This is a genomic window from Devosia sp. (assembly GCF_965229025.1).
Classification (GTDB): Bacteria; Pseudomonadota; Alphaproteobacteria; order Rhizobiales; family Devosiaceae; genus Devosia_A.
Genome location: NZ_OZ245853.1, coordinates 316,888 through 338,422, shown reverse-complemented (window position 1 = coordinate 338,422; position 21,535 = coordinate 316,888). Strand labels below are relative to the sequence as shown.

Here is a 21,535-nt window from a genome sequence, read left to right as displayed (position 1 = left end):
ACGCCAAGCCACTCTCAACACTCGGTGTTTTAACGCCTTGTAAGCTTTGTCTTAGCCGATTTTTAAGCGCGATGGGCTAGGGTTTCCGAAGTGGTCAGGTTGAGTAAGTGAGTACAATGACCGTCCAAATGCGTCCCCGCGTAAAGTATGTCATCGGCCCCGATGGGAGCCCGCTGACAATAGCGGATCTGCCCCCGCGTAACACCAGGCGGTGGGTAATTCGTCGCAAAGCCGAGGTTGTCGCCGCAGTTCGCGGTGGCTTGCTCAGCCTTGAAGAAGCCTGTCAGCGCTATACCCTGTCAGTGGATGAGTTCCTCAACTGGCAGGCTGCGATTGACAAGCATGGCCTTGCTGGTCTGAGGACCACCTGGATCCAGCACTACCGAGAAGGCTGAGCCGCGCCCTAAGGGCCGTCTCTAGAACCAAATGCCCGCCCGGTCCGCCGCGGCGGGCTTTGCGTTTTTGGGCGTTCCTCCCTAGGGCGTCGCCTCTCCCAGATACTTGGCCCCGGCAGCCGTTGCCTGCATCGCCGCATAGTGCGCTGCGACCGCGGGCAGTTCCGGACCATCCGTCACCGTCGAAAACCAGCGGTGCGACGAGAGTGCCAGCGCAATATCGGCCAAACTCATTCTCCCGTTAACGACGAAGCCGTTCCCCTTGGCCAGTTGCGCCTCGACAATGCCCATCGCCGCGCCCCATTTGGCAATCGAGTCCGCAATCCTCGCCTCATCGGTGAATGCCGGGTTCTTCCGGATCAGCGCCTGCACCGCATAGACCCAGGCCGGATTGAGTTCGGTCGCCTGCCAGGTCAGCCATTGGTCCACCAGGGCCCGTTCACGCGGGTTGGCCGGCAACAGGTCGCTGCTCCGGGTCTCGGCGAGGTAGCGCATGATGGCGCCGCTCTCCCACAGCACGAACCCGTCATCGATGATCACCGGCACCGATCCGTTGGGGTTGAGCGCAAGGAACTCCGGCACCCTTGGGTCCCGATGCGGCAGCCCCCAAACCTCCTGTTCGTACGCGATGCCGATCAGGTCCGCCGTCCACATCACCTTGCGCACGTTGATCGAGGTGGTCCGGCCCAGAATCTTGAGGCGTGTCAATTTCATAAATCCTTAACTGCAAGCGGCAATCTCTGCCGGTTCTAGCAATCTGCGACCGCAAGTTAATAACTTGTTTACCATCCACTGGGTAATTTTTGCCTATGGGCTCGGTGTGCGTCGCGCAGCCGAATGGACGATAGGTCGGGTTACCGCGTGAACGGCTTGCTGCAGTTATTCAACCGCTTGGGATTGGCGCGCGTCGCGGCCATGGCCGTCATCGCCGTACTCATGCTCGGGTTCTTTGCCTTCCTCATCATGCGCGCCTCCACCCCACCGATGGCGCCGCTCTACACCGGCCTTTCGCTTGAGGACTCCTCGGCGATCGTCACCGAGCTGCAGAGCCAGAACATCCCATATGAGCTGCGCGGCGATGGCGACACTATCGTCATTCCGCGTGACCAGATCACCGCCACCCGCATGTCGCTCGCCCAGAACGGCCTGCCCACCCGCGGCCAGGTCGGCTACGAAATCTTCGACCAGCAGTCCTCGCTTGGCGCCACCAGCTTTGTGCAGAACATCAACAATGTGCGCGCCCTCGAAGGCGAGCTCGCCCGCACCATCTCATCGCTCGCCCGCATCAAGTCGGCCCGCGTCCACCTCGTGCTCCCCGAGCGCGCCCTGTTCAGCCGCGAGCAGAAAGATCCCACCGCCTCGATCGTCCTGTCGGTCCGCGGCGAACTCTCGGCTGGTGAAATCCGCGCCATCCAGCACCTCGTCGCCTCCGCCGTCGAGGGCCTGACCCCGATGCGCGTGTCGGTGGTCGATGACACCGGGCGCCTGCTCGCCAATGGCGCCGGCAATGGCCCTGACGAGATGGCCGCAGGCGAAAATGACGAGCGCACTGCCGCCGTCGAAACCCGCCTCCAGAGCCGGGTCGAAGACCTCTTGGCCAACATCGTCGGCTCCGGCCGCGCCCGGGTGCAGGTGAGCGTCGATCTCGACATGAACCGCGTCACCAAGACCGCCGAAACCTTCGATCCCAATGGTCAGGTGATCCGCTCCACCCAGACCCGCGACCTCGCCAATAACGCCACCGGCCCCGGCGACAGCGGCCAGGTCAGCGTCTCCAACAACCTGCCCAACGCCAGTGCCAGCGCTGGCACCTCGGCCAGCGGCACCTCCGAGCAGGCCTCGACCACCGAGGAAACCACCAACTACGAAATCTCCAAGGTCACCCAGACCGAACTTACCGAAGCTGGCAGCGTCAAGCGGCTCTCCGTCGCTGTCGTCGTCGATGGCGTCTACACGACCGATGCCAGCGGCAATTCCACCTATGCGCCGCGGCAGCAGGCCGAAATCGACCAGATCACCTCGCTGGTCAAATCGGCCATCGGCTACGACGAAAAGCGCGGTGACCAGGTGCAGGTCGCCAACCTGCAGTTCGCCTCCCGCCCCGATACCACCACCGGCACCGCCGCCCCAGGCCTCTTCGACTTCACCCGCGACGACCTGATGAACGGCGCGGAAATGGCCGTGACCTTGCTCATCGCCCTGGCCCTCGTCTTCTTCGTGCTGCGCCCCCTGCTTAAGCGCGTGCTGAGCCCCGAAAAGCAGATCCTCGCCCTGCCCCAGAGCGCCGAGATCAGCAATCCGGGCATGGCCGGCCCCGGCAATTTCGGCCCGGCAAGCGTCCATTCCCCCATGACCCAGTTGCAGCCCGGCGCCCAGAACGACGACGGCGAACGCGTTCCCGCCTGGATGGACAGCGCCAAATCGATGGGCGAAGCGCAGGCAAAGACGCTTCGGACGGTTGGCAATCTGGTCGACGAAAACCCCAAGCAGGCCGCGCTGATCGTGCGCGACTGGCTCTCTGCGGCCAGCTGAAGGTAGGACCAGAAACCAATGGCCGTCGCAACCCAACTCAACCCGCAGCAAGGCTCCAACGGCGGCAGCAAGCAGCTCGTTGTCGACGGCGGCGCCAACCAGCGCGCGCTCGCGGGCGACGAGAAGGCCGCCGTGCTGCTCTTGGCGCTCGGTCCCGATTTCGGCAAGCCGATCCTCCAGGAACTGGACGAAATGGAAATCCGCGCCCTGTCGCGCGCCATGGTCCGCCTCGGGCCGATCACCCAGGACATGCTGGACTCGCTCCTCGTTGAGTTCGTCACCACCGTCTCGTCCAACGGCAACATCTCGGGCAATTCCGAAAGCACTGAACGTCTCCTCCTGTCCTTCCTTCCGGCCGATCGCGTCGACGCCATCATGGAAGAGATCCGCGGGCCCGCCGGCCGCAACATGTGGGAGAAGCTCTCCAACGTTCAGGAGGACGTGCTCGCCAACTACCTGAAGAACGAATACCCGCAGACCATCGCCGTGGTGCTGTCCAAAATCGACTCCGACCATGCCAGCAAGGTCCTGGCCTCGCTCCCCGAGGAGCTGGCGATGGAAGTCGTGCAGCGCATGCTGTCACTCGACCCGGTGCAGAAGGAGATCCTCGAAAAGATCGAGACGACACTCCGCACCGAGTTCATGTCGACGCTGAGCCACACCAAGCGCCGCGACAGCCACGAACAGATGGCGGAGATCTTCAACTCCTTCGACCGCCAGACTGAAGCGCGCTTCATCACCACCCTCGAAGAGCGCAACCGCGAGGCCGCCGAGCGCATCAAGGCGCTCATGTTCACCTTCGAGGATCTTGCCCGCCTCGAAGCGGCCGCCATCCAGACCCTCGTCCAGAAAATGGACAAGAAGGAACTGGCGCTCTCCCTCAAGGGCGCCAACGACACCGTCAAGGAAACGTTCTTTGCCAACATGTCGGCGCGCGCCGGCAAGATGCTCAAGGACGACATGGAGTCCATGGGCCCGGTCCGTCTCAAGGACGTCGACGAATCCCAGGCCAAGATGGTCTCCACCGCCAAGGATCTGGCTGCCAAGGGCGAAATCGTCATCGCCAAGGGCAAGGCCGACGAACAGATGATCGGCTGAGATGACCGCCCCCCTCGCCAAATTCACCTTCGATCTCGACCTGGGCAGGCGCCAGGAGCGCAACTCCGTCGTCACCGAAACCGCCATGGCCACCATGCTGGCCGAGGCCCGCCGCGAGGGCCACAACCAGGGCCTGATCGAGGGCGAGCGCAGCGCCACCGCCCAGGCCGCGCGTCAGCTTGCCGCTTCCGCCGAAGACCTCGCCAACCGCGCCGCCGCCATCGCATCGGCCGTCGATGAGGCCAAAAAGCACACCCTCGCCGAGTCCATCACACTCGCCGTCTCGGTTGCCCGCAAGCTCGCCGGCGGCCTCATCGACCGGCAGCCCGCCTCCGAGATCGAATTGCTGATCACCGAGTGCCTTTCGACCATCGGCAGCGTCTCGCATCTCGTCATCCGCTGCCACCCCGAACTGGCCGACGCCGTCCGCGACCTAGCCTCTGCGCGAATGCAGACCTCCGGCTTTGCCGGCAGGCTCGTGGTCATGGGCGATCCCGAGATCGTTCCGGGCGATGCCCGTATCGAGTGGGCCGACGGCGGCATCGTCCGCGACGTCAACAAGCTCTCGGCCGAAATCGACGCCCGCATCGCCGAATATTTTGCCGCCCATAGCATCGACGCCCCCACTCCCGAGGAGACCCTGCCATGAGCACCGGCGACACTGATACCGGTATTGCCTTTGAGGAGATGGCTGCTCCCGGCCGCGATGGTCAGGGTGCCTACGGCGAGCGCACTGCTGCCGATCTCGAAGCGGTCTTCGACGTCCCTGTCCGCATTTCGGTCGTCCTCGGTCGCGCCAAGGTGCCGGTGGCGAACCTGCTCAAGATGGACGTCGGCACCGTCGTCGAACTCGATCGCCAGGTCGGTGAAGCGGTCGAAATCTACGTCAACGATCGCCTCGTCGCCCGCGGCGAAATCGTCCTCGTCGAGAACCGTCTCGGCGTCACCATGACTGAAATTATCAAAGCAGCCTGAGGAGTTTATCATGCGTCTGTTGATCGTCGGCGCCCTTGAAGGCCAGCTTTCCGAAGCCACCAAGCTCGCCATGGATGGTGGCGCCAAAGTATCGCACGCCCCCTCAATCGAGATCGCACTGGCGAGCCTCCGCGCCGGCCGCGGCGCCGACCTGCTTCTGGTCGACGTGATGATGGATATCGCAGCGCTGATCGCCGGGCTCGAAGCCGAACGCATCGTTATCCCGGTCGTCGCTTGCGGCACCGAGAGCAACGCCGCCGCTGCCGTCAGCGCCATCCGCGCCGGCGCCAAGGAATACATCCCGCTCCCGCCCGATGCCGAGCTGATCGCCGCCGTCATAGCTGCAGTGTCGCGTGAATCCTCCGATTTCCTCTATCGCGACCCCGCCATGGCGCGTGTCGTAAAGCTCGCCGATCAGGTCGCCAATTCCGATGCCTCCGTGCTGATCACCGGCGAGAGCGGCACCGGCAAGGAAGTGATGGCAAAATATCTGCACTCTCGTTCCAAGCGCGCCGGCCGCGCCTTTATCTCCATCAACTGCGCCGCCATCCCCGAGGCCCTGCTCGAAAGCGAACTGTTCGGCCACGAAAAGGGTGCTTTCACAGGCGCCATCGGCCGCCGCATCGGCAAGTTTGAAGAAGCCAATGGCGGGACGCTCCTGCTCGATGAAGTCTCGGAAATGGATGTGCGCCTGCAGGCCAAGCTCCTGCGCGCCATCCAGGAACGCCTGATCGACCGCGTCGGTGGCACCAAGCCGGTTCCGGTCGATATCCGCATCATCGCCACCTCGAACCGCAACCTCACCGATGCGGTGCGCGAAGGCAGCTTCCGCGAAGACCTTCTGTTCCGGCTCAACGTCGTCAACCTCAAGTTGCCGCCGCTGCGCGAACGCCCGGCCGACACAGCGGCGCTGGCCGAGCACTTCGTCGAAAAATACGCCAAGGCTAACGGCCTCGGCCGCCGTACCCTGTCGCCCGAAGCGCGCGACGCCCTGCTCCGCGCGCCATGGCCAGGCAACGTCCGTGAACTCGAAAATACGCTGCACCGCGCCGTACTGCTCTCGGGCGGCGAAATCATCACCCCCGACGCAATCTCGATGCCCGACGGCACCGGCCTCTCCGAAGTCGTCGCCATGGCCACCCTCGCCGGCCAGGCCGCCCAGACCGCAGAAACCATCTCGCGCACCATGGTCGGCCGCACCGTCGCCGACGTCGAGCGCGACCTGATCCTCGATACCCTCGACCACGTGCTCGGCAATCGCACCCACGCCGCCAACATCCTCGGCATCTCGATCCGCACCCTGCGCAACAAGCTCAACCAGTACGCCGACGAAGGCGTCCCCGTCGCCGCCCCCGGCGAACAGCGGCAATCCGCATGAGCCTCTTTCTGATCGGCCGCAGCCGCGATCTCTCTCCCCCCTCCCCACTGAGGGGAGGGGCCGGGGGCGGGGGTCCATCAGTCTGCACAGGTCCCACCCATGTCTGACCTCTCCCTCCCAGGCCCAAGGCCCACCCGGCTGCCGATCTTCTCCCTCGCCGGCATGCGCAAGTCGCTGCTCTCGAGCGATATCGGCCTCGCCATCGGCGTCATGGCGATCATCGTCGTGCTCATCGTACCGCTGCCGCCGATACTGCTCGACCTGCTCCTCGCCATCTCGATCGTCTTCTCGGTCTTGATCCTGATGACGGCGCTGTTCATCCAGACGCCGCTTGAGTTCTCGTCTTTTCCAACCGTGCTGCTGATCGCGGCCATGATGCGGCTGGCGCTCAACCTCGCCACCACACGTCTGATCCTCGCCGATGGCCACAAGGGCACTGCCGCGGCCGGTCACGTCATCGAGGCCTTCGGCCAGTTCGTCATGCGCGGCAATTTCGTCATTGGCGTCGTGGTCTTCACCATCCTGATCATCGTCAATTTCATCGTCATCACCAAAGGCTCGGGCCGCATCGCGGAAGTCGCGGCGCGCTTCAACCTCGACGCCATGCCCGGCAAGCAGATGGCGATCGACGCCGATCTCTCTGCCGGTCTCATCGACGAAGCCACCGCCAAAGCCCGCCGTGCTGTGCTCGAAGGCGAAAGCGCCTTTTTCGGTAACATGGACGGCGCGTCCAAGTTCGTGCGCGGCGACGCCATCGCCGGCCTTCTCATCACCTTCATCAACATCATCGCCGGCATGGTCATCGGCATGCTGCAGGAAGGTCTGACCTTCCAGGAAGCGGGCAGCAACTATACCCTCCTCACCGTCGGCGACGGCCTCGTCAGCCAGATCCCGTCGCTGATCGTTTCGACCGCCGCCGGCCTCCTCGTTTCGAAGGCCGGCGTCCTCGGCTCGGCCGACAAGGCGCTGGTCACCCAGTTCACTGAATATCCCAAGGCCCTGGGCATGTCGGCCGCCGTAATCGGTCTCCTCGCCTTCCTTCCCGGCATGCCGATCCTGCCCTTTATCACCCTCGCCGGTGGTGTCGGCTACCTCGCCTTCCGCTCGACCAAGAAGCGCGACAACGCCGCTCAACTGGTCACCGATCAGGCCGATGCAGTCACCGCCGCTGCCGCCGCGCCGCTGCAGGAAGCGCCGATCACCGACAGCCTCAAGATCGACGAGCTCAAGCTTGAACTCGGCTACGGGCTCCTCAGCCTCGTCAAGGAAGACGACACCGGCACCGATCGCCTTACCGAGCAGATTAAGGCGCTGCGCCGCCAGCTGGCGGGCGAACTCGGCTTCATCATGCCGCCCGTCCGTATCCTCGACAACATGCAGCTCGAGCCCAACGAGTACCGCGTCAAGATCAAGGAAGTCGACGGCGGCCGCGGCCAGATCTTCGCGCACCAGCTCATGGTCATGGATCCCATGGGCAAGGAGATCAACCTGCCCGGCATCCACACCACCGAGCCGACCTTCGGCCTCCCCGCCACCTGGATCGAGCCGGCGCTGCGCGACGAAGCCGAACTGCGCGGCTACTCGATCATCGATCCCTCGACGGTGATCTCCACCCACCTGACCGAGGTGCTGAAAGCCAACGTCTCCGATCTTTTGAGCTACGCTAACGTCCAGTCGCTGCTCGCCGGCCTCCCCAAGGACCAGCAGAAACTCGTCGAAGACATCGTCCCCTCGCAGATCTCGGTCTCGGGCATCCAGCGTGTCCTCCAGACCCTTCTGGGCGAACGCATCTCGATCCGCGACCTGCCCACCATCCTCGAAGGCGTCGCCGAAATCGCCGGCCCTGGCCGCACCGCCCAGACCATCGCCGAGCACGTCCGTTCCCGCCTCGCCCGCCAGCTCTGCGCCGCCAATCTCGGGCCCGATGGCAACCTGCCGCTCGTCACTCTCTCCCCGCAATGGGAACGTGACTTTGCCGAAGCCATGGTCGGCGACGGCAACGACCGCCACCTCGCTATGGCCCCCTCGCGCCTGCAGCAGTTCATCGTCGCAACGCAGAAGGCCTTCGAAAGTGCCGCCCAGATCGGCGAAATCCCGGTCCTCATCACCTCCCCCGGCATCCGCCCCCACGTCCGCGCCATCATCGAACGCTTCCGCCCCCAGACCGTCGTCATGAGCCAGAACGAAGTGCACCCGCGGGTCAGGTTGAAGACGATCGGGAGTGTGTAAGGCTAAAGATCATCCTCCCCACCGGTCGCGCCGGCTGAAGAAAGCGACTGGGATTGACGAAACTACGGACAGTCCGTATATTTTGTCATGCACACCGTCGTCGAGACGCCGAGTTTTATTGCGGCCGCAAAATCCGCGGGGATGACTGACGAGGTTCGCGCGGAAGTGGTATCGGCACTGGCCGCCAATCCTCGCCTGGGTGACCTCATGGAGGGAACGGGCGGGTTCCGAAAGCTGAGGTTCGCAAGACCCGGTCAGGGCAAGAGCGGAGGCTTTCGGGTCATCACCTATTTTTATTCCGAAGGGATGCCAGCCTTTCTGATCACGGTCTTCGGCAAGAACCAGAAGGCCAATCTCGAAGCAGGAACGAAACGGACTGGCGAAGCTCGCCGAAATTCTCGTGCAGAGCTTTCTGGGCAAACCGACCGAAAAGGACAAGCGATGAGCAAAACCGCATTCGACCAGATTTCCGCAGGGATGCAGGACGCCATCGCCTACGCGAACGGCAATACGGCAGGAGCGGAGACTCATATTCCGGCCACGGTTGACCTGAAGGCTATCCGCAAGCGGCTGCGTCTCAACCAGCCCGATTTCGCCCACCGCTTCGGCTTTACGGTGGGCCGCATTCGCGACTGGGAGCAGCACCGCACCTCAATCGATCCCGCCTCTCGCGTCCTTCTGACCATCATAGAACGGGAGCCCGAGGCCGTTCAGCGTGCCCTGGGAATGAGCCCAAAGACGGCCGCGGGATCGCGGTGATCGGGCGACATCCAGCCATCCTTGCTGGCTAAACCCGATACCTTTCCAGCAACCACGCCACCAGCGCCGCCCGCTCGCCCGGTAGTTCGTCCTTCCCCACCGCCGTCGCAGCAAAGCCATGCCGCCGCAGCGTTTCATTCAGCGCCAGCGCACGGTTTGCCGGGTTCACCACCTTGAGCGTGCGCTCGGCGATCTCCGTCGCCAGCGTCTTCGACAGTGATTTGCTCACGATGCTCGCCGCCTCACCACGTCCCGCGCGCCAACCCACGCCCACGCGACGCCCAACATCATCAACGGCGTAAACAGCGCCCCCCAATACCCGTTGAACGGCTTCCCCACCACCGCGAACAGCAGCACATACGCCGCCAAAGTCAGCGCCGCGCGCCCACCTCTCGGCCAGGCGATCAGCCCGAACAGCCCCAACGGCAGAAGCAGCGCGGCGAGCCAGCTCGGCGCAAGGCTCAAAAGTCCGTTGAACCCCGCGGCCTTCAACAGGAATCCCAGCCCCCCGAACTGCAGCCAGCCCTCCGCATAGGCCTTGTCCATCGGCCCCAGTTGCGCGGCCACCATGCTCCAGTGCCAGCCAAAATACCCCGCATAGGCGACAAGCCCAACGCCCCAGAGCGCCAGCTCCCGCCAACGCCGGTCCCTCAGCGCTAACACGGCGCAAACCACCACATAGGGTGCCGCCAGCTCGCGCAGAAACAGCGCCGCCAACCCCGCCACCAGTCCCGCCATCCGCCAGCCATTGCCGTAGGTCGCCACCGACACGAGGATCAGCGTCCCCGCCGCCACCTCTGAAAACACCACGCTCTCCGGCACCGCGATACCAAACAGGCTTAGTGCCACACCCCCGGCCGCCACCGCCGCAATCACCGGCCCGCCATCGGCCCGCATCATCCGGTAGACGCCGAGCACACCCACAAGCGCCAGCGCCCCCAGCAGCCCCTGTGCCCAGGCCAGCGACGGCAGCGCCGCCAGCAGCATCGGCCAGGCCGGCGTCCGCCAGTTGAACACCGAGCGCGTGCCATAGCCATCGGCCACCAGCACCTCGTGGGCCGCCGGATAGTACCCCACCCCCGCCTGCATCCGCGCAATGATCCGCTGATAGCTGACCAGATCGCCCGGCCCGCCGCTTGGCGCAGTCGTCGCCACCGGCCCGGAAAACAACGCCACCACCAGCATCCCAACGGCCAGCAAAACCACCGCCGCCAGCGCCGCATACCTCACCCAGCGCGGCCATTCGGCCAGTCTCGTCACCATGCGCAGACCTCACCCATTCGCCCAATTCTGCCGCAAGCCGCTTAAAAATCTGCATGGCGTGCGGAACCTCTTGGGCTCACACTGCATTGCCGACCCGTACCAATTCCCCCGGGGCTCCCGATGAAACTGTTCCGCTGCGATCACTGCAGCCACCTGATCTATTTCGAAAACACCCGCTGCGAGCGCTGCGGACACCGGCTCGGGTATGAGCCTCTGGGCAATACGCTTGTGTCGCTCGAAGCCGGTCCTGAAATCTGGACCGCACCCGCGCTCGACAACCGTCAGTTCGTCTTCTGCGCCAATGCCGAATATGGCGCCTGCAACTGGCTGGTCGAATCCCAGCCTGGCGCCGATCCCTATTGCCGCGCCTGCCGCCACAACGAGATGGTGCCCGATGTCGATAACCCGACCGACCTGGCGCATTGGCAGGTGATCGAGCGCGCGAAAAAGCGGCTCATCTATTCCCTGCTCCGCCTGCGATTGCCCCTCGCTACCCGCAACGAGGACGCCATCCACGGCCTCAGCTTCCGCTTCCTCGATGAGGACGTGTCACCCACCCCGGTCATGACCGGCCATGAAGATGGCATCATCACCATCGCGCTGAAGGAAGCCGACGACGCAGCCCGCGAATATCGCCGCACCCTGTTCAAAGAACCCTACCGGACGCTGCTCGGCCACTTCCGCCACGAGGTCGGCCACCATTTCTGGGATATCCTCGTCGACAACCAGCCCGCCCATGCCGAGTTCCGCCGCCTCTTCGGCGACGAAAGTACCGACTACGATGCCGCCCTCCAGGCCCACTACGCCAACGGCGCGCCCGCCGATTGGCAGGAAACCCACATCTCTGCCTACGCGACCTCTCACCCATGGGAAGATTTCGCCGAGACCTGGGCGCACTACCTCCACCTAGTCGATACCACCGAAATGGCCTCCGCCTTCGGCGTGCGCCTTCGTCCCGAGGTTGACCGCGCCGGCGAGTTCGCCGCCCGTCTCGATTTCGATCCGTACGGCGTCACCAGCATCGATGCGCTGGTCGAAAACTGGATTCCCCTCGCCTCGCTCATCAACAACCTCAACCGCGCCGTCGGCCAACACGACGCCTACCCGTTCGTCCTGACCTCCGCGATCATCGAAAAGCTGGACTTCATCCACCACCTCGTCCACGCCGCCGGCGCCGTCCAATGGACCGTCCCCAGCCGCGACGGCCCGGTCCCTATAAACGTGCCTATCGCGCAGTAAGCGTGAACAAATCCATCAGTCGTCCCCTCTCCCCTCTGGGGACTTCGAGCTGTCCCAAGGGCAAATCGGTCCGGTGGACCGATCTGAAGCGAGAAGGCCATGAGCGCTATGCGCGAATGGCGGGTCAGGGTGAGGGGCTCCCACGCTCAGTTCCTGCCCCCTCAACACTCCGGCAAGCTCACACTCAGCCCACCCAAACTCGTCTCCTTGTACCGCTCATCCATATCCCGTCCCGTCTGCCTCATCGTTTCGATGCAAGCATCCAGCGGCACGATATGCGTGCCATCGCCCAGTGCCGCGAGCGACGCTGCCGCTACGGCCTTCACCGCGCCCATCCCGTTGCGCTCGATGCAGGGCACCTGCACCAGCCCGCGGATCGGGTCGCACGTCATGCCCAGGTGATGCTCCAGCGCGATCTCGGCGGCATTCTCGATTTGCTCATTGGTCCCGCCCAGCGCCGCGCACAGCGCCGCCGCCGCCATCGCTGACGCCGACCCCACCTCGCCCTGGCAGCCGACTTCCGCCCCCGAAATTGAGGCGTTGAACTTGATCAACCCCCCCACTGCTGCCGCCACCAGCAGCATATCCACCACTTTGTCGCGGGACGCGCCCGGCACGAAATCGAGATAGTACCGCACCACCGCCGGGATCACGCCGGCCGCCCCGTTGGTGGGCGCCGTCACCACCTGCCCGCCCGCCGCATTCTCCTCGTTCACCGCCATCGCATAGGCCTGCAACCAGTCGACTGCGGCATGCAGCGGCGCCGAATTGCCACCGGCCATCGCCTCGAGCTTCCCTCGCAATCCGCCCGCCCGCCGCCGCACATTGAGCCCGCCGGGCAAAATCCCCTCGCCCAGGAGTCCCCGGTCGATGCAGCGATCCATCACCGCCCACACCGCCATCACCTTGTCGTCGAGTTGCGGGCCGGGCCACAGCACCGCCTCGTTGTGCCGCTTCATCTCCGCAATGCTGAGGCCGGTCTTCCGCCCCATCTCCAGCATCTCGGCCGCCGAACCGAATGGAAACGGCACATCGATCTCGCCAGTCTTACCTGACTGGTCCTCGGCAAACTCGGCCTCACTCAACACAAACCCGCCGCCCACCGAGTAGTAGATCTCCGACATCAGGTCCGGCTCGCCCCTCAGCAGCCTAAACTGCATGGCGTTCGGGTGGCCAGGAATGCGCTTGCCCTTTTCCGCGATCACCGCCACCGCCGGGTCCAGCACAATCCGGTGCGCCCCCATCAACGCCGTCTTACGCGCCGCGAGCGCCTCAAGCTCTGAACTCGCCGCCTCGCGGTCATACGTCTCCGGCGTCATCCCCATCAGCCCGCACAACACCGCGCGATGCGTCCCGTGCCCCTCCCCGGTATAGGCAAGCGAGCCATAAAGTCGGCATTCGATCCGCGCGCCCGTTGCCGATGGCATCGCCGCCACCGCATCGGCAAAGCGCTTGGCCGCCAGCATCGGCCCCATCGTGTGCGACGAGGACGGCCCTACGCTCACCTTGAAGATGTCGAACACCGAGAGAAACATGAGCCACTCTTGGCCCCCCGCACCCCAAGGTCAAGCGACCCCCCTGATCCTCCCCTGCGAAGCGGGGGAGGGGGACCGGCGAAGCCGGTGGAGGGGGCCGCCGGGTCAGCCTATTCCAGCCTCTTCACCCAAGCCGCAACTTCGTCCCCGCTGCTCATGTCAGCCTGAAAAATCCCGTCGATCATGAAACTTGGCGACACGTGGATGCCGTTCTGCCGCGCATAGCGCGCATCCCACCGCGTCGATCGGTCGAGCAGCGGCTCATCAAACGCCGCCATCAGGGCGAGGCCGGCATAGGCCTCGATCCGCCGGATGATGTCGTTCGGCGTCGCATCCCGGTTCGGCCCGGTCGCGTGCCGCTCGAACTCGAACTCGTCCTTGTGCGCATAGACCGCCGCCATCACCTTCCAGGCCGCTGCCTTGCCCTCCGGCAGCGATGCCGCCGCGTAGATCGCCCGCACGATCACTGGCGAAAACATGTGCCAAGGCTGGGAATGCAACCGGATCTTCACCGTCACCCGGTCCTCGCCCGCTTCGGCGAGCAGTTGCTCGAGCTTGCCGAACGCCTTCCCCGAATAGGGGCAGGTCGGCTCAAGAAACACCTCGAACTCCCTCGGTCCATGCCCCCACACCAACGGCTCCACGCGAAACGCCATCTGACTATTCTCCTTGTTAAGGGCGCCAAGCTGAGCCGCTGCACCCGTCCAGCCAATCGGACATTGGTCGCAGAACGCTCTCGGTGCTAGCAGCACGCCGCCTGGCATGCTGTAACCGCAGGACGACAACGGAGGGTCCCATGCCGAACGACAGCCTCACCATCCTCGCCGTTCCAGTGTTCTCGCCGCTCTGCAATCTGGGTTTCGCGCTGCGCCGCGAAGTCTTCATCGTCGAGCAGCAGATCCCCGAGGCGGAGGAGTTCGATGCGGCCGACCTCGACGCCACCCACTTTGTCGCCATCAAAGCCGGCGCCGTCGCCGGCACGATCCGCCTGCAGTTCTTCCCCGAACACGTCAAGATCGGGCGCGTCGTCGTTGCCGCCGCCTGGCGCGGGCATGGCATCGCCAAAGCCATGATGATCCACGTCATGGACCTCGCGCGGGCCGAGGGCGCCGAACGCTTCTACCTCACCGCGCAGGTCGACAAACTCGGTTTCTACCAGCGCCTCGGCTTTGTGGAATTCGACGAAGCATTCGATGATGGCGGCATCCCGCACCTCGCCATGAAAACCTACTGACCAAGACCTACTGAGCGGGTGCGTTAACCTCCGCTTAACCCGTTAGCCCGAGCCGGGCTTCGATGCCGTCAATTTTACGCTAATGTGATTGAGACGGGGATGGCCGACTTCCAACGCCCCCGTCGCCAGAGAACCGCTGGGAGGCGGCAAGGACCGGACTCCGTAAATCGGGGCCGGTCTTTTTGGCTTTAGCCGTTCCTCGGTCGCCGGGAACGCTCTTAGGAATCGTACGTTCTGAAATTATCGGTCGTGCAGCACGCCACAGCCAAGCGATGTGCCGCACGACCTTGTTCATAACGCACGAACCTGAGGACTATACGATGTTGAAGACCCTTATGACTACCACCGCACTCGTCGCCATGCTCGCCGCCAGCTCGGCAATCGCACAGGACGCTGCGCCTGCACCCGCGACGGATACCCCCGCGGCCACGGCCCCGGCCACAGATGCGACCGCGGTCAGCGCCCCGACCTCGATCCTCGCGAGCGGCTACACCGTCACCGACAAGGACAACCTCGCCACCGAGATCATCGGCCACCAGGTCTATTCCTCGGCCGCCGCTGACGCGGAGCACATTGGTGACGTGAACAATCTCGTCGTTGGCACCAACGGTGAAATCGCCGCAGTGATCATCGGCGTTGGCGGATTTCTCGGCATTGGCGAAAAGAACGTCGCCGTGAACTATTCCGAACTTCAGTGGGTAACCGCCGAGGACAACACCGAGCGCTTCGTCTTGCCCACCACCAAGGAAGCCCTCGAGGCAGCTCCGGATTTCAAGACCACTGACGCGCAGGCCCCGGTCGATGCGACAAACCCGCCGCCGGCTGACAACACCATGGCGCCTGCCGACAACAACACCATGGCCCCTGCCGATCCTGCTGTCCCGGCGCCGGCGACCAACTGAAGCTAGCCACATCGGCAAAAACGACAAAAGGCCCGCGCAAGCGGGCCTTTACGCATTCGAGAAAAGCGTGTCAGCGGCGAGTAATATGCCGCAGCCGCCCGATCTCGTCATATTCGGATTGCTCGATCTTGGCTTCCGCCGCCACCTCGCGGCCATGCTCGCGCTGGTCCAGCAGCTCGACCTTTTTGAGGTCGCCCACCGCTTCAGCCAGCGCATCCTGCGCCGCCTCGAGCTTGCCCTTCATATCATTGGCCGACGCCAGCAGGTTGTCCCGCCGCCCGATCGCCGCCTTTGCAAAGGTGGAATAGGCAAAGTGCGCCACATCCGAAATGCCGGTCTTGGTGTGCTCGATATCGATCTGCTGGTCGAGTTCGGCGGCCATGCGCTCGAAATCGGCAATCATCATCTCGATCTGCGTCACCTGCCGGCGCTTCTCGTCCACCTGGAATTTCTTGAGCCGGATCAGGCTCTCGTTCCGAGACTTCATGACTTGTACTCCTTACAACACCAAGTCATTCAACTGTATCGTCCGACTGTCCCCTCATGGTCCGGCGCCTGCCTTATCCACGATTGCCGCCAGCATGTTATAGCCGTCCGCAATCGAGGTGCGCTCTTCCCTTTGCTGGCTCATGAAGGCCTCCAGCGCCGGGTTGATGGCAATCGCACGGTCCACGCCTGGATCCGATCCCTTCCGGTAAGCCCCCAGCCGGATCAGTTCCTCCATGTCGGAATATGTCGACATGAGCTCTCGCGCCTTCTGCAGGACCGGCCGCACGTTCATCGGCACGCACCCTGGCATCGTCCGCGAGATGGACCGGAGCACATTCACGGCCGGGTATCGTCCCCGTTCCGCAATACTGCGCTCCATCACGATGTGCCCATCAAGAATGCCGCGAACGGCGTCCGCAATGGGCTCATTGTGATCATCACCTTCCACTAAAACGGTAAATAGACCTGTAATGGAACCCGAACCATGCAATCCAGGTCCGGCGCGCTCCAACAGCCGCGGCAACTCGGTAAATACCGTGGGCGGATAACCCTTTGCCGTCGGGGGTTCGCCGATCGCCAGCCCGATTTCGCGCTGCGCCTGCGCAAACCGGGTAAGGCTGTCCATCATGCACAGCACTTTGAGGCCCTGGTCGCGGAAATACTCGCTCAGTGTCAGCGTCAGGTATGCCGCCTGCCGCCGCATCAGCGCCGCCTCGTCGGAGGTCGCCACCACCACCACGGCCTGCTTCAGCCCAACCTCGCCTAAATACTCGGTCACGAACTCCTGAACCTCGCGCCCGCGCTCGCCGATCAGCCCGATCACCGCCACGTCGACCTGCGCATTCCGCGCCAGCATCGACATCAAAACCGACTTGCCGACGCCCGAGCCGGCAAAGATCCCCATGCGCTGGCCGTCGCACATGGTGGTGAAGGTGTTGAGCGTGCGCACCCCCATATCAATCGGCGGCCCCACCCGCTCGCGCTCGTGCGCGGGCAGCGGCACCTGCCGCAACGGATAGGACAGCGCGCCCTTGATCAGCGGCCCCTTGCCATCGATCGGCTCGGCATCGGCGTTGATCACCCGCCCCAGCCAGTGCTCATTGGGCTGCACCGCACCGTCATGCCGCTTGAAAACTGCCTTGCACCCCAGCCGCACCCCGCTCAGCGGCCCGAACGGCAGGCAAAGCGCGTGGCCATCGCGAAACCCGATGATCTCGGAGCCGAGCATGCCGCCGGCGGTGGTCTCAATCTCGACACGCCCGCCAACCCGCAGCTCCCGCACCGGGCCGACAATCTCGATCAACAGGCCCTGCACCGTCTTGACCCGGCCGAACACCTCGACATCGTCGATCGCATTGATGGCGGCTGTGAGGGACTGCATGAGCGGGTATGAAACCTCGAATCGCTTGCGACCGACGGTAACCGAACGTTAAGCAAAAAGCGTTAACCATAGCCTCAAGGCTCTGCTGTCCGCGATTTCGACCAGGCGCCTTTTTCTCCCATTCCCACACGCAAATCAGTGAGTCCGCAGAGTCATGTGAAGGGCTTTCTTAACCTAGTTTCTTAAGTCGAAAAAATCTATTTTCTTCAGCGTTTTCAACGGCTTAATATATCACTAACGTCCAATCGTTTGCATCTTGCGGATCAGAATTAAACTTTGTTAACTAATTGCGCTTAGGTTTGGGTCATATCCAGTAGGGTTCGGTTAATGGTGAAGACGTTTCGTGCTTCGCCGGTTCCAGCTAGGAACGTTTAAGGGGATCGACGGCATGCGTGTACTCTTGATCGAGGACGACAGCGCGACAGCGCAGAGCATCGAGTTGATGCTCAAATCGGAGAGCTTCAATGTCTACACGACCGACCTTGGTGAGGAAGGCGTGGACCTTGGCAAGCTCTACGATTACGACATCATCCTGCTCGATCTGAATCTGCCCGATATGTCGGGTTACGAAGTGCTGCGCACGTTGCGCGTCGCCAAGGTGCAGACGCCCATCCTCATTCTGTCGGGTCTCGCCGGCATCGAGGACAAGGTGCGCGGCCTCGGCTTCGGCGCCGACGACTACATGACCAAGCCCTTCCACAAGGACGAGCTGGTCGCCCGCATCCACGCCATTGTCCGCCGTTCCAAGGGCCACGCCCAGTCGGTCATCTCTACCGGTGATCTCACCGTCAACCTCGACACCAAGACCGTCGAAGTCCAGTCGGCCCGCGTGCACCTCACCGGCAAGGAATACCAGATGCTGGAGCTGCTCTCGCTCCGCAAGGGCACCACGCTCACCAAGGAAATGTTCCTCAACCACCTCTATGGCGGTATGGACGAGCCCGAACTGAAGATCATCGACGTGTTCATCTGCAAGCTGCGCAAGAAGCTCAGCGTCGCCACCGGCGGCAAGAACTACATCGAAACCGTCTGGGGCCGCGGCTACGTCCTGCGCGAACCCGACGAAAACGAATCCTTCGCCGAGTCGAGCGTCGCCTGATTTGCCCAACGACCCCGGCCTAAGCATCCGGTCCCCCTACAAAAACCCTCGCGCCCCGGCGCGGGGGTTTTGCATTTTTGGCCACCCCCTCACCCCACGCTCTCTTCCATCGCCCCCATCGGTGCCGTCGCCTGCTGCCGCAGCACCCGCAGAAAACTCTGCACCAGCGGGTCGCTCGCATCGCTCCGCCGAATGGCCGCGAAGTGCTGGGATTCGAACGAGTAGATCTCCGGCCGCAGCCGCCGCATCTGCCCCTGCGCCGCCCAGTGCTCGCCGATATGGCACGGCAGGAACCCAATGAACCGCCCCGAGAGGATCAGCATCGTCTGAGCCTCCATATGGATCACACTGGCGCTCGCCCGCGGATGATCGACGCGGTACAGGTCCTCAAGATGCCGGTAGCCGCGCACCGAAAAGCTTGCCTCGCTGATCGCCTCCCGCGTCACCGCCTCCGGGCTCGCATCGAACAGCGCATGCGCCTGCCCGCAATAGAGCCCGTGCGCCTCTCTGCAGAGCGAGAGATAGGTCAGCCCCGGCGCCTTCTGTGAAAACGGCCCCACAGCTAGGTCCCGCTGACCCTGCGTCACCGCATGTTCCAGCTCGTTCGGCGTCCCCTGCGTCAAATCGATGAAAACGCTCTCCGCATAACCCGAGAACGCCCGCAGCGCCGTCTGCAGCCCGAGCTTGGGATAGGTCACGACGCCATCAACAATGCCGATCCTGAGCCGCCCCACCAGCTTGCCATTGGTCCGCCCCAGGCTCGCCTGGAACGCATCGATATCGGAGAATAACTGCTTGGCCGCCTTGTAGGTCGATTGCCCGAAATCGGTCAGCCGGAACCCGCCCCTGCCCCGCTCGCACAACTGCCCGCCCACGATCCGCTCCAGCGCCGCGAGGTGCGTCGAGAGCGTCGATGACGAGAGGTTGAGCACAATCTGCGCATCGGCAAACCCGCCCGCCTCCGCCAGCGTCACGAACACCCGCAGCAGGCGCAGATCAATGTTGTCAAGGCGACGCATCGGCACGACACTCCTCGGCTCAAGCTACCGCCAGAGGAGCTCATAGTTTCATGATTTTCAATCTATGGTTCCAATAAATCCGATTTGCTTCAACCTGAAACTGCCCGATCATCCCTCATTCGCGCTGTTCAGAACCCGGGGTCTCGCATGCATAAAACCGCAGTTTCCTTAGCTGTCGCCGCCCTGCTGGCCGCCACGCTCGGCACGGCCAGTGCCGCCGACACCATCCGCATCCTCACGCCCACCTGGCTCGGCTTTGCGCCGGTCCTCGTCGCCAAGGACCTCGGCTATTTCGAAGCCGCCGGCCTCGATGTTGACCTCAAGTTCGAGGATGACCGCTCCAACGTCATGGCCGCCATGGCCCGCGGCGACATCGATATGGACATGCGCACCGTCGGCGAACACCAGGGCCGTCCGCGCGACGCCTCTACCCCCGGCGTGATCATCGGCACGATCGACAAGTCCGTCGGTGGCGACGGCGTCATCGCTGATGGCTCCATCAACTCCGTAGCTGATCTCAAGGGCAAGACCATCGCCGCCGAGCCGAACATCCCGGCGCGTCTATTGCTGCAGCTGGCGCTGAAGGAGCAGGGGATGACCCTTGCCGATCTCAAGATCAAGGAGATCGCCACCGCCGATACCGCCGCGGTCTTTGCCGACAGCTCGATCTCCGCCGTAGCGAGCTACGAGCCCGCCATGTCGCAGGCCCTCAAGGTCAACGCCGGGCGCAATCCCAAGCTGCTGCTGTCCAGCAAGGACTCCGATATCATCATCGACATCATTACTGTCCGTAAGGATGAGCTCGCGGCGCACCCCGAAAAATACGCCAAGTTCCTCGCGGCCGTTTACAAGGCCGTCGACTACTACAAGACCAACCCGGCCGATTACATCAAGCTCGCCGCCCCGCATTTCGGCCTGAGCGAAGCCGAGGTGAAGGACATCCTCGACACCAGCCTCAACTACACCAGCTTTGCCGAAGCCCAGGAAATGCTCGGCGCCCCCGGCACTCCGGGCAAGCTCTACGGCATCTTCGATACCGTCATGGGCCTCAACCTCGACAATGGCGCCGCCGATACCAAGCTCGATGCCAATCAGCAGATCGATCCGTCGGTGATCGCCGCCGCTGCCGGGTTGATGAAGTAAGTGACCAACGAGGTGGCCCAGCAGCGCGCCCCCGTGCGAGCGAGCACATCGCAACCGGTGGAGGCTCCTGCCTCCACCGCCCGCCCGCGCCTCTTTGCCTTTCGCGGCAAACTCGACCGGCGGGTGCAGATGTCCATCGCCATCGGCACCAGCGCACTGGTGCTGCTGATCTGGGAACTCGTCGGCCAGAGCCACCTCGTCAATCCGCTCTTCCTGCCTGCCCCCAGCGCCGTGCTCAACGCGCTGTGGCAGATGACGCTCAACCAGAACCTTCTGGGGCATGCCTGGATTTCCACCCAGCGCGTCTGGCTCGCCTTCATCATTGCCGCCGTGATGGCGGTCCCCATCGGCATCCTGATGTCGAGCTATCGCCCCATCGGCGCGGCGCTCGAGCCGATCATCGATTTCATCCGCTACCTGCCGGTCCCCGCTTTGGTGCCGCTCTCGATCATCTGGTTCGGCGTTGGTGAGGAAACCAAAATCTTCCTCCTCTGGCTCGGCACCTTCTTCCAGCTCGTCCTCATGGTCGCCGACGACATGCGCCGCGTGCCGCACGAATATATCGAGATCGCATGGACCGTCGGCGCCAAGCAGCGCCAGGTGCTCACCGACGTCGCCTTCCGCGCCATGCTGCCCAGCCTCGTCGACAATCTCCGCATCACGCTTGGCTGGTGCTGGACCTACCTGATCGTCGCCGAAATCGTCGCCGCCGATAGCGGCATCGGCTTCGTCATCTGGACCTCGCGCCGCTACATGAAGACGCCCGAAGTCATGGCCGGCGTCGTCACCATCGGGCTCATCGGGCTCTTCAGCGACCAGATCCTCCGCGCGCTGCACCGCCGCTGGTTCCGGTATCTGTGAGGAG

General features: G+C 63.6%; 22 protein-coding genes. 14 read left to right on the top strand and 8 right to left on the bottom strand.

The window, feature by feature from the left end:
- The first annotated feature begins 116 nt into the window (after positions 1 to 116).
- Positions 117 to 395 (top strand): DUF1153 domain-containing protein, encoded by a 279-nt coding sequence (locus ACO06J_RS01695; RefSeq protein ID WP_421758968.1) that lies wholly within the window; start codon positions 117 to 119, stop codon positions 393 to 395.
- Positions 396 to 476: 81 nt separating this feature from the next.
- Here ACO06J_RS01695 and ACO06J_RS01690 read toward each other — a convergent pair whose 3' ends face one another.
- Positions 477 to 1,103 (bottom strand): glutathione S-transferase family protein, encoded by a 627-nt coding sequence (locus ACO06J_RS01690; RefSeq protein ID WP_421758967.1) that lies wholly within the window; start codon positions 1,101 to 1,103, stop codon positions 477 to 479.
- 129 nt (positions 1,104 to 1,232) lie between these two features.
- Between ACO06J_RS01690 and fliF the strand changes: the two genes are divergently transcribed.
- The 7 genes from fliF to ACO06J_RS01655 all read left to right on the top strand — a co-directional run bounded on the left by fliF (position 1,233) and on the right by ACO06J_RS01655 (position 9,366).
- A complete protein-coding gene (gene fliF / locus ACO06J_RS01685) occupies positions 1,233 to 2,927 on the top strand; it encodes a flagellar basal-body MS-ring/collar protein FliF (protein WP_421758966.1) in 1,695 nt (564 codons plus the stop codon).
- A gap of 18 nt (positions 2,928 to 2,945) precedes the next feature.
- Complete coding sequence (gene fliG / locus ACO06J_RS01680; RefSeq protein WP_421758965.1) at positions 2,946 to 4,025, top strand: flagellar motor switch protein FliG; 1,080 nt, start codon at positions 2,946 to 2,948, stop codon at positions 4,023 to 4,025.
- A 1-nt stretch (position 4,026) separates the two neighbouring features.
- The gene (locus tag ACO06J_RS01675) at positions 4,027 to 4,674 is read left to right on the top strand and encodes a hypothetical protein (RefSeq protein ID WP_421758964.1); all 648 of its coding nucleotides are present in this window, start codon (positions 4,027 to 4,029) and stop codon (positions 4,672 to 4,674) included.
- 38 nt (positions 4,675 to 4,712) lie between these two features.
- Positions 4,713 to 5,000 carry a flagellar motor switch protein FliN gene (gene fliN / locus ACO06J_RS01670; protein WP_421762424.1) on the top strand — a complete coding sequence of 96 codons (288 nt, stop codon included), beginning with the start codon at positions 4,713 to 4,715 and terminating at the stop codon, positions 4,998 to 5,000.
- A gap of 10 nt (positions 5,001 to 5,010) precedes the next feature.
- Positions 5,011 to 6,378 (top strand): sigma 54-interacting transcriptional regulator, encoded by a 1,368-nt coding sequence (locus ACO06J_RS01665; RefSeq protein WP_421758963.1) that lies wholly within the window; start codon positions 5,011 to 5,013, stop codon positions 6,376 to 6,378.
- A gap of 99 nt (positions 6,379 to 6,477) precedes the next feature.
- Positions 6,478 to 8,607 (top strand): flagellar biosynthesis protein FlhA, encoded by a 2,130-nt coding sequence (flhA, locus tag ACO06J_RS01660; RefSeq protein ID WP_421758962.1) that lies wholly within the window; start codon positions 6,478 to 6,480, stop codon positions 8,605 to 8,607.
- Between the two features lie 87 nt (positions 8,608 to 8,694).
- On the top strand, positions 8,695 to 9,366 hold the full coding sequence (locus tag ACO06J_RS01655; RefSeq protein WP_421758961.1) for a type II toxin-antitoxin system RelE/ParE family toxin: 672 nt from the start codon (positions 8,695 to 8,697) through the stop codon (positions 9,364 to 9,366).
- Between the two features lie 28 nt (positions 9,367 to 9,394).
- Here the strand turns inward: ACO06J_RS01655 and ACO06J_RS01650 are convergent, their stop codons facing one another.
- Both ACO06J_RS01650 and ACO06J_RS01645 read right to left on the bottom strand, forming a co-directional pair.
- Entirely contained in the window at positions 9,395 to 9,595 is a 201-nt protein-coding gene (locus ACO06J_RS01650; protein ID WP_421758960.1) for a hypothetical protein, read from the bottom strand.
- Positions 9,592 to 10,629, bottom strand: a complete 1,038-nt coding sequence (locus ACO06J_RS01645; RefSeq protein WP_421758959.1) for a hypothetical protein — start codon at positions 10,627 to 10,629, stop codon at positions 9,592 to 9,594. Before ACO06J_RS01645 ends, ACO06J_RS01650 begins: the two co-directional genes overlap by 4 nt.
- A 120-nt stretch (positions 10,630 to 10,749) precedes the next feature.
- Here ACO06J_RS01645 and ACO06J_RS01640 point away from each other — a divergent pair, with 120 nt between their 5' ends.
- Positions 10,750 to 11,868: a zinc-binding metallopeptidase family protein gene (locus ACO06J_RS01640; protein WP_421758958.1), complete on the top strand. Its 1,119-nt coding sequence runs from the start codon at positions 10,750 to 10,752 to the stop codon at positions 11,866 to 11,868.
- A gap of 161 nt (positions 11,869 to 12,029) precedes the next feature.
- Here ACO06J_RS01640 and ACO06J_RS01635 read toward each other — a convergent pair whose 3' ends face one another.
- Both ACO06J_RS01635 and ACO06J_RS01630 read right to left on the bottom strand, forming a co-directional pair.
- Entirely contained in the window at positions 12,030 to 13,403 is a 1,374-nt protein-coding gene (locus ACO06J_RS01635; RefSeq protein ID WP_421758957.1) for an L-serine ammonia-lyase, read from the bottom strand.
- Between the two features lie 110 nt (positions 13,404 to 13,513).
- Positions 13,514 to 14,059 carry a DsbA family protein gene (locus ACO06J_RS01630; protein ID WP_421758956.1) on the bottom strand — a complete coding sequence of 182 codons (546 nt, stop codon included), beginning with the start codon at positions 14,057 to 14,059 and terminating at the stop codon, positions 13,514 to 13,516.
- Between the two features lie 140 nt (positions 14,060 to 14,199).
- On the opposite strand from ACO06J_RS01630, the gene ACO06J_RS01625 reads away from it, so the two are divergent.
- Both ACO06J_RS01625 and ACO06J_RS01620 read left to right on the top strand, forming a co-directional pair.
- Positions 14,200 to 14,637, top strand: coding sequence for a GNAT family N-acetyltransferase (locus tag ACO06J_RS01625; protein ID WP_421758955.1), 438 nt, complete (start codon positions 14,200 to 14,202; stop codon positions 14,635 to 14,637).
- Between the two features lie 320 nt (positions 14,638 to 14,957).
- Positions 14,958 to 15,539: a PRC-barrel domain-containing protein gene (locus ACO06J_RS01620; protein WP_421758954.1), complete on the top strand. Its 582-nt coding sequence runs from the start codon at positions 14,958 to 14,960 to the stop codon at positions 15,537 to 15,539.
- Between the two features lie 70 nt (positions 15,540 to 15,609).
- On the opposite strand, the gene fliJ is transcribed toward ACO06J_RS01620, so the two are convergent.
- Both fliJ and fliI read right to left on the bottom strand, forming a co-directional pair.
- Positions 15,610 to 16,026, bottom strand: coding sequence for a flagellar export protein FliJ (gene fliJ / locus ACO06J_RS01615; RefSeq protein WP_421758953.1), 417 nt, complete (start codon positions 16,024 to 16,026; stop codon positions 15,610 to 15,612).
- 54 nt (positions 16,027 to 16,080) lie between these two features.
- Complete coding sequence (gene fliI / locus ACO06J_RS01610; protein WP_421758952.1) at positions 16,081 to 17,409, bottom strand: flagellar protein export ATPase FliI; 1,329 nt, start codon at positions 17,407 to 17,409, stop codon at positions 16,081 to 16,083.
- A 388-nt stretch (positions 17,410 to 17,797) separates the two neighbouring features.
- Between fliI and ctrA the strand changes: the two genes are divergently transcribed.
- Positions 17,798 to 18,508 carry a response regulator transcription factor CtrA gene (gene ctrA, locus ACO06J_RS01605; protein WP_055877515.1) on the top strand — a complete coding sequence of 237 codons (711 nt, stop codon included), beginning with the start codon at positions 17,798 to 17,800 and terminating at the stop codon, positions 18,506 to 18,508.
- 89 nt (positions 18,509 to 18,597) lie between these two features.
- Here ctrA and ACO06J_RS01600 read toward each other — a convergent pair whose 3' ends face one another.
- A complete protein-coding gene (locus tag ACO06J_RS01600) occupies positions 18,598 to 19,527 on the bottom strand; it encodes a LysR family transcriptional regulator (protein ID WP_421758951.1) in 930 nt (309 codons plus the stop codon).
- 147 nt (positions 19,528 to 19,674) lie between these two features.
- Here ACO06J_RS01600 and ACO06J_RS01595 point away from each other — a divergent pair, with 147 nt between their 5' ends.
- Complete coding sequence (locus ACO06J_RS01595; protein ID WP_421758950.1) at positions 19,675 to 20,670, top strand: ABC transporter substrate-binding protein; 996 nt, start codon at positions 19,675 to 19,677, stop codon at positions 20,668 to 20,670.
- A complete protein-coding gene (locus tag ACO06J_RS01590; protein ID WP_421758949.1) occupies positions 20,671 to 21,531 on the top strand; it encodes an ABC transporter permease in 861 nt (286 codons plus the stop codon).
- Positions 21,532 to 21,535: the final 4 nt, after the last annotated feature.